A 14,726-nucleotide genomic window follows, 5' to 3' on the forward strand; every position below is an offset into this window, starting at 1 on the left:
GTTACGCTAAGTGGCGCTAAAATGGACAAAATTTAATGGCCATACCAAATTCCTAAGCGGCGCGATGCAAGCTAAGGTCGCGCCATGAATATCGGGGGATCGTCGATCACCCCGAGCTTTGAAGGAAGGTGCGTGAATGGCTCGGACGTTTCGGGTCGTCGTGTGGTTGGCTGTGATTGGCGTGGTTGGGTACGGCGCCTATGCGATCCGCGATCGTTGGCTTGGGCCGGCAGAGAAGCTGCTCGGCTATCAGAGCGCGGCTGCGCCAGGCGAGCAAGCCCAGGGTGAGCGCCGCGGCGGCCAGGGGCAGGGCGGCGGCAGCGGCAGACGGCGCGGCATGTCGCAGTTCGGCGGACCGGTTCCCGTACTTGCTGCCAATGCGACGACCGCCGATGTCCCCGTCTACATCAACGGCGTTGGATCGGTGAAGGCGCTGAATACAGTGACGGTGCGCCCGCAGGTCAGCGGACGAATTGTCGAAATCAATTTCGTCGAGGGCCAGGACATCAAGAAGGGCGACGTCATCGCCCGCATCGACGATTCCGTCTATAAGGCGCAGCTCGACCAGGCGATTGCCAAGAAGGCGCAGGACGAAGCTCTGCTCGCGGGTGCCCAGCGCGATCTAGCCCGCTACCAGATGATGGTGAAGAGCGCATCCGGCACGCAGCAACAGGTCGATACGCAGACCTCGTTGGTGGCGCAATATACCGCACAGGTCCAGGCGGATGTGGCTGCCATCGAGAGCGCGCAGGCAACGCTCGATTATACGACGATCAGGGCAGCCTTCGACGGGCGCACCGGCATCCGCAACGTCGACGTCGGCAATCTCGTCAGCTCCTCGGATGCGACCGGCATCGTGACGCTCTCGCAGATCAAGCCGATCTCCGTGCTGTTTTCCATTCCGCAGCAACAGCTTGCCCGCGTCAATGCGGCAAGTGCGGCCGGAACGCTTTCCGTTCAGGCTTTGGGCAACGATGGCGAGACGGTAGTCGACAATGGTTCGCTTGGAGTGGTCGACAATCAGGTCGATCCCACCACCGGCACGGTCAAGCTGAAGGCGAATTTCCCCAACGACAAGCTGGCGCTGTGGCCCGGCGCCTTCGTCAATGCCCGCCTGCTTGTGGAGACGCTGAAGGGCGTTACCGTCATTCCGAGCGGCGCCGTGCAGCGCGGACCGAACGGCACCTTCGTCTATATCATCGGCCAGGATCAGACTGTTGCGATGAAGCCGGTGAAGGTGCGCCAGCAGGACGATACGCTTGCGGTCATCGCCGATGGCGTGACGCCCGGCGACAAAGTGGTGACGACTGGTTTCGCGCGGCTTCAGAATGGGTCGAAGGTGCAGATTTCGGCCAATCCGGATCAGGCGTCGCCGGCTGCTCCGTCAACCGACAATAACGGGCAGCCTGTTGCAGAGAACGACCAACAGAATGCTGCTCCAGGCACCGCAAATGCGGGCGAACGTCCGCATCGCCGCCACAATGGCCAGGGTGGTCAAGGTGGGCAGGGCGGTGCTGGCGGTCATAATGGCCATCGCGGCCAGGATGGTCAGCCTGGCGCCGCTGGCGAACAGGGTGCGGATACGGGCGGCGGCTCGGCCTCCAACAATTCCTCCGCTACGCCGACGCAGCAACAATGAACGTCTCGTCGCTCTTCATCTCCCGACCGATCGCCACCTCGCTTCTCGGGGTAGCGGTACTGTTGGGCGGCATTCTCGGCTTTCTCTTCCTGCCGGTCGCGCCGCTGCCGCAGGTGGATTTTCCGACGATCCAGGTGACGACGCAGCTTCCGGGAGCCGATCCCGATACGATGGCGGCGCTGGTGACGGCGCCGCTGGAGCGGCCGCTCGGCCAGATCCCATCGCTGGCTTCGATGACCTCATCAAGCGCCTTCGGCATCAGCCAGATCACGCTGCAATTCGATCTTGGCCGCGATATCGATGGCGCGGCGCAGGATGTGCAGGCGGCCATCAATGCCGCCGGCTCCACCCTGCCGCGCACGCTTCCCTATCCTCCGACCTATTCGAAAGTGAACCCGGCCGATACGCCGATCGTGACGCTGGCGCTGCGCTCCAACAGCTATTCGATCCGCGAGCTCAGCGATTTTGCCGATACCATGATGGCGCAGCGCCTGAGCGAAGTGTCGGGGGTCGGCGACGTCAATATCCAGGGCGGCGTCAAGCCTGCCATCCGCATCCAGGCGGATCTGCCGCGTCTTGCCTCCTATGGACTTGCCCTGGAGGACATCCGTACGGCGATCACCAATGCCAGCGTTGCCGGTGCGAAGGGTTCGCTCGACGGCACGCAGCAAAGCTTCACGCTTGCCGCCAACGACCAGATCGTCGATCCGAACGTCTATAAATCGGTCATCGTTGCCTACCGCAACAGCGCGCCGGTGCAATTGAAGGACGTCGCAACCGTCGTCGAAGGACTGGAAAACAACCGTGTCGGCGCCTGGTATCAGGGCCAGCCCGCCGTCATTCTCGATATCATGCGTCAGCCGGGCGCCAACGTCATCCAGACGGTCGAGAATGTGCTGAAGCAGATCCCAAAGCTGAAGCAGGCGATGCCGGCCGGCGTCTCCCTTGATATCGTCAATGATCGCACCGAGACCATTCGGGCTTCGATCCATGATGTGCAATGGACGCTGGTCATCAGTATCGGTCTCGTCATCCTCGTCGTCTTGCTCTTCCTGCGGACGATGACGGCGACCTTCATTGCTGGTGTCGCGCTGCCGCTCTCGTTGATTGCCACTTTCGGCGTCATGTGGTTCGCCGGCTTCAGTCTCGACAATCTCTCGCTGATGGCGCTGACCATCGGCACCGGCTTCGTCGTCGACGACGCCATCGTAATGATCGAGAACATCGCGCGTCATATCGAAGAGGGCGAGAACCCGATGCAGGCGGCGCTGAAGGGCGCCGGCGAAATCGGCTTCACGATTATTTCGCTGACCGTCTCGCTGGTTGCGGTCTTCATTCCACTGCTGTTCATGACTGGCATCGTCGGGCGCATGTTCCGCGAATTCGCGCTGACGCTCACCATTGCCGTCGTCGTGTCGGCCGTGGTCTCGCTGACGCTCACGCCGATGATGTGCGCGCGCATCCTGCGCAAGCCAAAAGAGCATCAGGGCGGCTTTCTGGCCGGTGCCGACCGTTTCACCGACTGGATGGTTGAAGGCTATCGGCGCAGCCTTGTCTGGGCCGTGGATCGCAGCCGTCTCATGCTGCTGGTGACGGTGGTGACGCTGGCTGCGACGGTCGCGCTTTATGTCGTCATCCCCAAAGGCTTCTTACCGGCCCAGGATACGGGCCTCATCACCGCCGTCATCGAAGCCGAGCCGACGACCTCCTTCGAAACCATGAAGCAGATCCAGGCTGATGTGACCGACCGGCTGCGCAAGGATCCGGATGTCGCCGGGGTCGTTGCCGTCATAGGCGCCAGCGCCAGCAATCTGACGCTCAATACCGGCAATCTCAGTCTCGTGCTGAAGCCGCGAAGTGAGCGTAACGCGTCCGCCGATCAGATCATCGAGAGGATGCGCGGCGAGGTGACGGGCTTGCCCGGCATCCATGTCACCTTCCAGAGCGTGCGCGACATCTCGATCAGCACAAGGGCCAGCCGTGCGCCCTACCAATATACCCTGACGGGCACGGACACGAATACGGTGGTCGACTGGGCGCAGAAGCTTGTCCAGCGGCTGCAGGAAAGCCCGAAGCTGACGGATGTCGCCTCCGAAGTGGAGATGGGCGGCGGGCGCATCTTCGTCGATGTCAATCGCGAGACCGCCTCGCGGCTCGGCGTGTCCATGCAGGCCGTCAGCGATACTTTGAATGATGCCTTCGGCCAGCGGCAGATCGCGACAATCTACGGCCAGGCCAATCAGTATCGCGTCATTCTGGAGGCGGCACCGCTATATCAGTCGGATCCGAAATCTCTCGATAAACTCTATGTCGCCGGCGCCAGCGACACGCAGGTGCCGCTCAACGCCTTCACGACGGCGAGTTTCACGACCGCGCCACTGGTCATCAGCCATGATGAGCAGTTCCCGGCCGTGACGCTCAGCTTCGATCTCGCCAAGGGTGCCTCGCTCAGCGATGCCGTCGCCGAGATCAAGGCGGCGGAGCGAGATATCGAGATGCCCGATAATATCCAGCGCAAATATTCGGGCGATGCCGAAGAATTTGCATCCTCGCTTGCGGGTGAACCCTGGCTGATCCTGGCGGCAGTCGTGACGATCTATATCGTGCTCGGCCTGCTCTATGAGAGCGCCGTGCATCCGGTGACCATCCTCTCGACGCTGCCTTCGGCCGGTGTCGGCGCGCTGCTGGCGCTGATGCTGTTCGGGCAGGATCTGTCGATCATCGCGCTCATCGGCATCGTGCTCCTGATGGGTATCGTCAAGAAGAATGCGATCATGATGATCGACTTCGCGTTGGAGGCGGAGCGCAAGGAAGGCCTGGAGCCGCGCGAAGCCATTCTGAAAGCCTCGATCCTGCGTTTCCGGCCGATCATGATGACGACGCTCGCAGCCCTCTTCGGCGCTTTGCCGCTGGCGCTGGCCCAGGGTACGGGGGCGGAGCTGCGTATTCCGCTTGGGATCACCATCATCGGCGGTCTCGTGTTGTCACAACTCCTGACGCTCTATACGACGCCGGTGATCTATCTCGCCTTCGAGCGCCTGCGCGCCAAGATCGTCGGCCGCACTAGTGGCATGCCGAGCGCCGAGATGAACGAATTGGCGGGTGGCGAGAGATGAACATCTCCGAGCCGTTTATCAAACGCCCTGTCGGGACGACGCTTCTGGCGATCGGGCTGATGATCCTCGGCATCGTTGCCTATCGCTTCCTGCCGGTCGCGAGCCTGCCGACCGTCGATCTGCCGACAATCGTCGTTTCCTCAAGCCGCCCAGGGGCCGATCCGGCCAGTATGGCGGCGAGCGTGGCCGCTCCGCTGGAGCGTCACCTCGGAACCATTGCCGGCGTTACGCAATTGACGTCGGTCAGCTCGCTCGGCTCGAGCACGATCATCGTCCAATTCGATCTCTCGCGCAGCGTCGATGGTGCCGCGCAGGATGTGCAGGCGGCGTTGAACGCGGCCGCGACGGACCTGCCCGGCGATCTGCCCACTCTCCCGTCCTTCCGCAAAATCAACCCAGCGGCGGCCCCGGTTCTTATTCTGGCGCTGACGTCGGATAATGTCTCTCCGAGCGCCATTTATGACGCAGCCGATACCGTGGTGGTGCAGCGTATTTCGCAGGTGGACGGCGTCGGCGGGGTGACCGTGAGCGGCGCCGATCAACCCGCCATCCGCGTCCGGCTGGACCCGGACCGGCTTTCGGCTATGGGCCTGTCGCTCGATGCCGTCCGCACGGCGATCGTCAATGCCAACGTGCTCGGCCCCTTCGGCTCGATCGACGGTGCCGGCGGCGCTTTCTCCGTCGCCGTCAATAGCCAGTTAAAGACGCCGGAAGCCTTCGGGCGCATCGTGGTGCGTAGCGGCGACGGCACCGCGGTTCGCCTCTCCGATATCGCCACCGTCGAGCCGGGTGTGCGCAACAGCCGCTCGGATGCCTGGTACGACGGCAAGCCGGCCGTGCTACTTAACATCACCAAGCAGGCGGATGCGAACGTCATCGCCACCGTCGATGGCGTCAAGCAGCTGATCCCCGAGCTGCAGCGGCTTATTCCGGCCGGCGTAAATGTTTCCATTCTTTCCGACCGCACCACGACGATTCATGTCAGCGTCACCGATATGCAATGGACGCTGCTTGCCACTATTTGCCTCGTCATGGCCGTTGTTTTCGTCTTCCTGCGACGGGCAACGCCGACCTTTGCCGCTGGCGTGACGGTGCCCCTCTCGCTCGCCGGCACTTTTGCCGCAATGTGGCTCTTCGGGCTGTCGATCGACAATCTCTCGCTGATGGCGCTTGCCGTATCCGTCGGCTTCGTCGTCGACGATGCCATCGTCATGATCGAGAATATCTATGCCAATCTGGAAACGGGCATGAAGCCGATGCGGGCAGCGCTCGAAGGCGCCAAGCAGATCGGCTTTACCGTCATCTCGATCAGCCTGTCGTTGCTTGTCGCCTTCATTCCACTATTTTTCATGGGCGGCATCGTTGGCCGCTTCTTCCAGACCTTCTCGCTGACGCTCGGCTTTACCATCGTCGTTTCGACGCTCGTGTCCCTGACGCTGACGCCGATGATCTGCGGCCATCGCCTGCGCCAGCACGATATCGATGCCCGGCCTGGCCTGTTCGGCCGCATCGTCGAGGGCACACTGGGTGCGATTACCGGCTTTTATGGCCGGACGCTACGGGCGGTGCTGCACCACCGTTTCCTTTCCGTGGCCGTCATCATCGCTTGCGTGGTCATGTCCGGCTATCTCTATGTCAAGGTTCCGAAGGGCTTCATCCCGCAGGACGATACCGGCTTCATCCAGGGCGGAACGCAGGCTGCGACCGATATTTCCTATCCCGCCATGGTCAAGCTGCAGCAGGAGGCGGCGGATATCGCTTCGAAGGATCCCGCCGTTTCCGGTATTGGCTCTTCCGTCGGCGGTGGCGGCTTTTCCAGCTCCATCAATCGTGGCCAGCTTTTCATCTCGCTGAAGCCGGAATCGGAGCGTGCGCCAACGGCCGAGGTCATAGACAGGCTGCGCAAGCAGCTGATGGCTGTTCCCGGCCTCAGCACTTTCCTGTTTTCGCCGGGCGATATCCGCGCCGGCGCGCGCCAGTCGCAATCGCAGTATCAGTTCACGCTCTGGGGCGCGAATTACGACGAGCTGGTGGAATGGGCGCCCAAGGTGCTGGAGCGGATGCAGGCCCTGCCGGGATTGACCGATGTCGCGACCGACAGGCAGCCCAACGGCCTGCAGGCGACCGTCAATATCGACCGCAGTCTCGCCTCCCAGCTCGGCGTCAACATCCAGTCTATCGATTCCGCGCTCAACAATGCCTTCGCGCAGCGGCAGATCTCGACGATCTACACGCAGCGCAACCAGTATCGCGTCGTGCTGGAGGCGGACCCGAACTATGCGCTCGATCCGCATGACATTTCGAAGCTCTACGTGCCCGCCTCCGGCGGTACGCAGGTGCCGTTGAGCGCAGTGGCGTCGATCGACCGCACGCTGGCGCCGCTGGTGGTCAATCACCAGGGTCAATATCCCTCCGTCACCATCTCCTACAATCTGGCGCTCAATACGCCGCTGCAGGTCGCGAACGACGCCATCCAGAAGGCGGTGCTCGACATGCATCTGCCCGATACGCTGCATGCGGATTTCGCCGGCGATGCGGCGAGCGTCACCCAATCTTCCGGCAGCCAGCCGCTCTTGCTGCTGGCGGCACTGCTGACGGTCTATATCGTCCTCGGCATCCTCTATGAGAGCCTGGCGCATCCGCTGACGATCATCTCGACGCTGCCGTCCGCCGGCCTCGGCGCGCTGCTGGCGCTTGCGATCAGCGGTACCGAGCTGACGATCATCGCCTTCATCGGCATCATTCTCTTGATCGGCATCGTCAAAAAGAACGGCATCATGATGGTGGACTTCGCGCTGCAGGGCGAGCGTATACTCGGCCTGTCTTCGGAAGAGGCCATCTATCAGGCGTGCCTGAAGCGTTTCCGGCCGATCCTGATGACGACGCTGGCAGCATTGATGGGCGCCATCCCGCTGATCATCGCCACCGGCCCCGGTTCGGAGCTGCGACGCCCGCTCGGGATTACCATCGTCGGCGGCCTCGTCGTGTCGCAGGTGCTGACGCTTTATACCACGCCGATCATCTATCTGATGCTTGCCAAGCTGCACGCAAAATGGTCGCCGAAGGCGCAAGCTTCGGCACCGCCAATATCGCCGCAATCAACTTGAGGGGTTAGAGCGTGATGCCGAAAAGCGTCATGGGATTTCGGACGACAGGTCTTAGGCCGACTCGACCTAAAATCATCCGGCTCCAGCGGTGCATGGATGGACCGGATCAGCCCTTATAGTCCCACGGATTGACAATAGTTATTCCGGTATCCAGGAAATCGGACACATTGCGGGTGGCAAGGGTTGCTCCTCGCGACGCTACAATTGCGGCGATCTGAGCATCGAATTGGCTGATCGGCTTGCCGGCCCGACGCCGCGATGTTGCAATGAAGGAATAAGCTCCCGCGGCTTCGCTATCGAAGGGAAGAACTCTTCCGGCGAAATCCTCTTCGAATATGGGGAGAATAGCAGCTTCCAATTCGCTTCGGCGTCGGCCCGCAGGCAGCAGCCGGAGACTGTAAAGGATTTCCGCCTGCGTCGTTGCCGTCGTAAAGATGGCGAGAGGAGGCTGGGCGGCGAGCCACGCTTCAACCATGGGCGATGTTGATGGTGCCAATAGGTCAGAAATGACATTTGTGTCGAGAACGATCATGGATCGAGATCGACCGGCCGGATTGGTTCACGTGGAGCCATATCCAGCACGACCCCACCACTTGCAGCCATGCGGCGACGGATAGTCTCGGCCAAATTGGGTTGACGCTTTTCTTCCGCCGACAAGGCCGCCCGCAGAATGTCTCGCGCCTCATCCTCCATCGATCGCCCGTGTGCGGCGGCGCGAATGCGCAGCCGGGTCTTTAAATGATCGTCGATGTTGCGGATCGTCATACTGGCCATAGCAATACCCTGTCATCAATGATTGCATATTCATCATTGATGACAAATTTGGCAATTCAAGACGACACATCCGGTGCCTGATCGAGATCTCCACTCGCTCTCTTTCGAGAGAGAGCGAGTGGAGAGGCCTTAATGCGCCACGTCAGGGTTGGTGGCCTCCGGAGCTGCCGTCGACCGAACATTGCCCTTGAAGACACGGCGGACGGAGACGAAGAGCAGCGGGATGAAGAAGATGCCGAGCACGGTTGCCGAGATCATGCCGCCCATGACGCCGATACCGATCGAGTTCTGGCTGCCGGAACCGGCCCCGTTGGCGACCGCCAGCGGCAGCACGCCGAGGATGAAGGCAAGCGAGGTCATCAGGATCGGTCGCAAGCGCTGGCGGGATGCTTCCAGCGTTGCGTCGATCAGGCTTTTGCCCTGGTTCTGCTGCTCGATGGCGAATTCGACGATCAGGATGGCGTTCTTTGCCGCCAGACCGATTGTTGTCAGCAGGCCCACCTTGAAGTAGACGTCGTTCGACTGGCCGAAGATGGTTGCGGCCAGCAGTGCGCCGAAGATGCCGATCGGGACCGACAGCATGACGGCAAGCGGGATCGACCAGCTCTCATAAAGGGCGGCGAGCGCCAGGAAGACGACCAGGATCGAGATGGCGTAGAGCTGGGTAGCCTGGTTACCCGAAAGCTTTTCCTGGGCAGACAGGCTGGTCCATTCGTGGCTGAAGCCGGGCGGCAGGCTCGCCATGATCTTGTCGATCTCGTTCATGGCGTCGCCCGAGGAGACGCCAGGCGCCGCGGAGCCGAGGATTTCGACCGCGGACGAGCCGTTATAGCGCTCCAGACGCGGTGAACCATAGGTCCATTCGCCGCTCGAGAAAGCGGAGAATGGCACCATGTCGCCGCCGGAATTGCGCACATACCAGCGGCCCAGGTCTTCGGGCTGCATGCGGAAATCCTTGTCGGCCTGGACATACACCTTCTTGACGCGGCCGCGGTCGATGAAGTCGTTGACGTAGGTGCCGCCCCAGGCTGTCGATAGCGTCGTGTCGATATCCGAAAGGCCGATGTTCAGCGCGCTTGCCTTTTCCTGATCGATATTCACGGAATATTGCGGCGTGTCTTCCTGACCGTTCGGGCGCGTTCCGAGCAGCTTATGGTTCTGTGCGGCAGCCCCAAGCAGCTGATTACGGGCCGCTATGAGTGCATCATGGCCAGCGCCATTGATATCCTTGATGAAGAAATCGAAGCCGCTCGAGCTGCCGAAGCCGGGGATTGCCGGCGGTGCCAGCGCGAAGACGCTACCGTCCTTGATCTTGGAAAAGGCTCCCATGGCGCGACCGGCGATGGCTTGTGCCTTCGACTGCGGTGTCTTGCGCTGATCGAAATCCTTCAATCTGACGAAGACGAGGCCGACATTCTGGCCCTGACCGCTGAATCCGAATCCGGCGACCGCGAATGCGCCCTCGACATAGTCCTTCTCGTTGTTGAGATAGTAATCTCTCACTTGGTCGAGCACCGCCCAGGTACGGGAATCCGTGGCGCCCGGAGGCAGCTGGATCGCGGTCAGCAGAATGCCCTGGTCTTCCTCCGGAAGGAAGGAGCTCGGCAGGCGGTTGAACAGGACGGCCACTGCGCCGCCGATCAAGACGAACACCAGCAGGAAGACGATGCTCAGCCGGATCATGCCGTGCACGCCGCGCTGATATCCTCTCGTTCCCCGTTCGAAATTGCGGTTGAACCAGCCGAATAGGCCCTTTTCCTTCGCACCATGTTTGGGCTGCCTGAGAATGGTGGCGCACAGGGCCGGCGTGAGGATAAGCGCGACGATGACTGATAGTACCATCGCCGAGACGATCGTCACCGAGAACTGCCGGTAGATGATGCCGACCGAACCGGAGAAGAAGGCCATCGGGATGAACACGGCCGACAAGACCGTGGCGATGCCGATCAGCGCGCCGGTGATTTCCTGCATCGACTTGATCGTCGCCTCGCGTGGCGACAATCCCTCTTCCTCCATCACGCGCTCGACATTTTCGACGACGACGATGGCGTCGTCGACCAGAAGGCCGATCGCCAGCACCATGCCGAACATGGTCAATGTGTTGATGGAATAGCCGAACATTGCCAGCACGCCGAAGGTGCCGAGCAGGACGACCGGGACGGCGAGCGTCGGGATCAGCGTGGCGCGCAGGTTCTGCAGGAAGACGAACATGACGATGAAGACGAGCACGATGGCTTCGAACAGCGTCTTGACCACGTCCTCGATAGAGAGCTTCACGAAGGGCGTCGTATCGTAGGGATAGACGATCTCGACGTTCGGCGGCAGGGTCTCGCTCATATTGCCGATGGCTGTCCGCACCGCTTCGGCCGTATTGATGGCGTTGGCGCCGGAGGCGAGCATCACCGCGAGACCGGCGGAGGGATGACCGTTATAGGTGGTCGACGTCGTATAGCTGTCTGCTCCAAGTTCCACGGTGGCGACATCGTTGATGCGCACCAGCGAGCCGTCGGACTGGCTCTTGAGGATGATGTTTTCGAACTGCTGCGGCGTCTGCAGGCGGCTCTTTGCCGTGACCGTCGCATTGAGCTGCTGGCCCTTGCGCTGCGGCAAGGCACCCAGCTGGCCAGCCGAGACCTGCGAGTTCTGGGCCTGGATTGCGCTCGTTACGTCGCTCACCATCAGCTGATATTTGGCAAGCTTGTCCGGATCCACCCAGATGCGCATGGCATAGCCGGCACCGAAGATCTGCGTATTGCCGACGCCTTCGATACGCTTCAGCGTGTCGTTCAGGGTGCTGGAGACGTAATCGGCAAGATCGTTCGAGTTGAGCTTGCCATCTGTCGACACGAAGCCGACGACCATCAGAAAGTTCGAGGTCGATTTCGAAACGGTGATGCCGGTATTTTGAACGGTCTGCGGCAGCTGGGCGGTGACGAGCTGCAGCTTGTTCTGCACCTGCATCTGCGCGACGTCGGGATCGGCCTTGTTGGTGAAGGTCAATGAGATCGAGGCCTGACCCGTCGAGGTCGAGGTCGATGTCATGTAGTCGAGATTGTCGATCCCAGTCATGCCCTGCTCGATGACCTTGGTCACCGAGTTTTCGACGGTTGCGGCGTCAGCCCCTGAATAGGTAGCGCTGATGCTGACTGTCGTCGGGGCGATCTGCGGATATTGCGAAATCGACAGCGTGAAGATCGAAAGTGTGCCCGCCAGCATGATGACGATGGCGATCACCCAGGCGAAGATCGGCCTGTCGATGAAAAAACGAGACATCGTCTAACCTCACTTCTGGACGCCGGAGGCGGCTTTCATATCGGTCTTTTCCAGGCCGGCCTGCTCCGCGGACGGCTTGCTATCGGCGGCAGCCTGCTTCACTTCGCCGGTCGCATCGTCAATCGTTACCGGAGAAACGGTGACTTCCTGACCGTCACGAACACGCTGGACGCCTTCGACGATCACGCGATCGCCATCGGCAACGCCCTGGTTGACAAGCCAGCTGTTGCCGATGCTGCGTTCCACCTTCAACACCCGCTGCTGCACCTTGCCCTCGGCGGTCACGAACATGGCGATCGGTTCGCCCTTCGTGTTGCGGGTCACGGCACGCTGCGGCACGAGGAAGCTGTTTTCGGCAATGCCTTCCTGAATGGTGGCGCGCACATACATGCCCGGCAGCAGGATGCGATCCGGATTGGGGAAGACGGCGCGCACGGTGATGGTGCCGACCGTTTCCGCAACGGAGGATTCGGCAAATTCCAGTTTGCCGGTTTCCTTGTATTGGCTGCCGTCCTCAAGCGTCAGATGCACGGAAACGTTGTCGCCGCTCGTTTTCAGCCGGCCGTCGGCGACGGCGCGGCGGAATTCGAGCAGGTTGGTGCTCGACTGCGTGACGTCGACATTGATTGGATCGAGCTGGCGAATGGTGGTCAGTGCCGTGGTCTGATCGGCAGTAACGAGTGCGCCGACGGTAACGGTGGAGGCATCGACGCGGCCGGAGATCGGCGCTCTCATCTTGGTATAATCGAGATTGATCCGTGCCGTCTCGAGCGCCGCCTTGGCAGAGGCGACATCGGCCTGTGCCTGGACGAGCGTGGACTGCGCGTCATCGAAATCCTGCTTGCTGACCGCGTTCTGGGCGCTCAGGCCCTTGTAGCGGTCGAGCTTGGCCTGGGCGCTGGGCACGGCGCCCTCCGCCTTCTGCAACGAGGCTGCGGCGCTGTCATACGATGCCTGATAAGAGGACGGATCGATCTCATAGAGCACATCGCCTTCCCGGACCTCGCTGCCCTCCTTGAAGTTGCGGCTGCGGATGATGCCGCCAACCTGCGGCCGCACTTCGGCGACGAGGTAGGCGCTGGTGCGGCCAGGCAGTTCGGCGGTGATGGCAACGGATTGCGGATGCAGCGACATCGCGCTCACTTCCGTCTTGACGGCGGGAGCAGTGCTCTGGGCGGAATTCTGCTGGTTGCAGCCCACCAGCAACATCGCGGCGACAATTCCGACGGCGGTCAGCGATCCGCGGCCAACCGGAAGGCGGGCTGATATCACCGGATATGCGGGTACAGAAGTGGGAGGGGCGAGCTTTCGCACGTTGCTATTTCCTGTTGCCTTATTTATAGTACCAAGTCGTACAGAAAATATTTGTACTGCTTCAAATGTCAATCGTATTCGACTGTTGGGGTCAAGACGGTGTGCTGACAAAGGAACGAGCAGCCAAGGCCGACCAGGTTGCCAAGCGCCGCCCGCGCGGTCGCCCGAAAACCGTGAACGACGATGCGCGCCGCGCGGAGATCGTCGCGGAGGCGCGCGCAACCTTCTATGAGCTGGGTTACGGCGGCACAACTATGGATCTGGTTGCTGCCCGGTGCCGGATTTCGAAGCAGACCCTCTACAGGTTGTTTCCGAGCAAGACCGATCTCTTCGCGGCCATCATCGCCGAGCATCGCGCATCGATGCTGGCCCTGCCGCGGCCTGCAGACGAGAATTTGCCGTTCGACAAGGCGCTCGAACTGATATTCATGATCGACATCGATGAAGATCAGGAGCGCGAACGGGACGCCTTCATTCAACTTGCCATCAGTGAGTCGCAGCAATCTCCGGAAATCGCCAGGCTGCTACATACTTATGGCGCCAGACAATCACAGCAGTTGCTGGCGGATTGGCTTATCGAGCAGCAGCGGCGCGGCTTGATCGAAATTGCCGATGCGGCAAGCGGAGCGCGCATGCTTATGAGCATGATCTTCGATGCAATGATTTCGAGGCCGGGTCGTCCGAAAGATTGGCCGGACCGCGAAACGCGGTTGCGCCATTTGCGCCATTGCATCGGGATTTTTACCGCTGGCGTCCAGCCGCGCAAAGGTGGCTGCTGAAGCGCCGCGATCTTTTGAATTCGCTTCTTTCGTGGGGTTTTGATTTTATGGAGGTCATTGTCGCAAAGCCGCTGCAGGCTTCTGCGCGACATGCTTTTGGTCGGCTGTCCCCGACGATCTTGGTTCACGAAGAAAAATGCCGACATGGCCTGCTGAGCCATACCGGCATCATTCCGTATCCGGCAAAGGCCGGGATTACTTTAATTCAGTGTGCCACCACGTTTGCCGTGTCCGTTCCCTCTTCAAACAAGGGATTGGGCAAGCCATTTTCATACATTTCCTGCAGCACGGCGCCGAGCGCCAAGTCCAGGCACCAGACCGGGAATTCCGCATTCAGGTTTTTGGCGCTCTGCCGTGCATAAGTGATGAGCCGAGCGATTGAGGCCAGTTCCTTGAGCGAGTCCGGATCCTGGTATGCTGCGTCGATCGGAAGTGCTGCTGTCATTTCGTACCCTCTATTGCCCCCGTTCCCGGCAGACGAATCGTGTCTGGCCGGAAACATGAGCAAACCGTAACGGATGTTTTGCAGCTTGGCGCGTGACATGCAGCGTGACACGATGCGTGATTGCTGCAAAATTTTGCTTTTGCAATTTCAAGGCGTGAAATACGGCATGCAAGGAGTAGGAGGGCGCTTCGCGTCGACCATGTGCGCGCAAAATCCGCCTATGCTTCCACCATCAGCGTGATTTTGGTGCCGCCTGGATGTCAATCTTGGCGGCCCGCT

At 60.9% G+C, this 14,726-nt stretch carries 9 protein-coding genes; 4 read left to right on the forward strand and 5 right to left on the reverse strand.

The window, feature by feature from the left end:
- The first annotated feature begins 136 nt into the window (after positions 1–136).
- The 3 genes from FBZ97_RS21810 to FBZ97_RS21820 are packed head-to-tail and all read left to right on the forward strand — an operon-like array spanning position 137 to position 7,862.
- Positions 137–1,639, forward strand: a complete 1,503-nt coding sequence (locus FBZ97_RS21810) for an efflux RND transporter periplasmic adaptor subunit (RefSeq protein WP_113421194.1) — start codon at positions 137–139, stop codon at positions 1,637–1,639.
- Positions 1,636–4,755 (forward strand): efflux RND transporter permease subunit, encoded by a 3,120-nt coding sequence (locus FBZ97_RS21815; RefSeq protein ID WP_113421193.1) that lies wholly within the window; start codon positions 1,636–1,638, stop codon positions 4,753–4,755. The genes FBZ97_RS21810 and FBZ97_RS21815 overlap by 4 nt, the downstream gene beginning before the upstream one ends.
- Positions 4,752–7,862, forward strand: a complete 3,111-nt coding sequence (locus tag FBZ97_RS21820; protein ID WP_145321955.1) for an efflux RND transporter permease subunit — start codon at positions 4,752–4,754, stop codon at positions 7,860–7,862. Before FBZ97_RS21815 ends, FBZ97_RS21820 begins: the two co-directional genes overlap by 4 nt.
- 106 nt (positions 7,863–7,968) lie before the next feature.
- On the opposite strand, the gene FBZ97_RS21825 is transcribed toward FBZ97_RS21820, so the two are convergent.
- From FBZ97_RS21825 to FBZ97_RS21840, 4 genes are all read right to left on the reverse strand, one after another.
- Positions 7,969–8,394 (reverse strand): type II toxin-antitoxin system VapC family toxin, encoded by a 426-nt coding sequence (locus FBZ97_RS21825; RefSeq protein WP_145321957.1) that lies wholly within the window; start codon positions 8,392–8,394, stop codon positions 7,969–7,971.
- Positions 8,391–8,636 (reverse strand): plasmid stabilization protein, encoded by a 246-nt coding sequence (locus FBZ97_RS21830; protein ID WP_113421190.1) that lies wholly within the window; start codon positions 8,634–8,636, stop codon positions 8,391–8,393. The genes FBZ97_RS21825 and FBZ97_RS21830 overlap by 4 nt, the downstream gene beginning before the upstream one ends.
- 129 nt (positions 8,637–8,765) lie before the next feature.
- Complete coding sequence (locus FBZ97_RS21835) at positions 8,766–11,909, reverse strand: efflux RND transporter permease subunit (RefSeq protein WP_145321959.1); 3,144 nt, start codon at positions 11,907–11,909, stop codon at positions 8,766–8,768.
- Positions 11,910–11,918: 9 nt separating this feature from the next.
- Positions 11,919–13,223 (reverse strand): efflux RND transporter periplasmic adaptor subunit, encoded by a 1,305-nt coding sequence (locus FBZ97_RS21840; protein WP_113331583.1) that lies wholly within the window; start codon positions 13,221–13,223, stop codon positions 11,919–11,921.
- 101 nt (positions 13,224–13,324) lie between these two features.
- Between FBZ97_RS21840 and FBZ97_RS21845 the strand changes: the two genes are divergently transcribed.
- Complete coding sequence (locus tag FBZ97_RS21845; RefSeq protein ID WP_233788632.1) at positions 13,325–14,002, forward strand: TetR/AcrR family transcriptional regulator; 678 nt, start codon at positions 13,325–13,327, stop codon at positions 14,000–14,002.
- A 205-nt stretch (positions 14,003–14,207) separates the two neighbouring features.
- On the opposite strand, the gene FBZ97_RS21850 is transcribed toward FBZ97_RS21845, so the two are convergent.
- Positions 14,208–14,447 (reverse strand): hypothetical protein, encoded by a 240-nt coding sequence (locus FBZ97_RS21850; RefSeq protein ID WP_092719326.1) that lies wholly within the window; start codon positions 14,445–14,447, stop codon positions 14,208–14,210.
- Positions 14,448–14,726: the final 279 nt, after the last annotated feature.

This window comes from Rhizobium sp. ERR 942 (genome assembly GCF_007828395.1).
Taxonomy (GTDB): Bacteria; Pseudomonadota; Alphaproteobacteria; order Rhizobiales; family Rhizobiaceae; genus Rhizobium; species Rhizobium dioscoreae.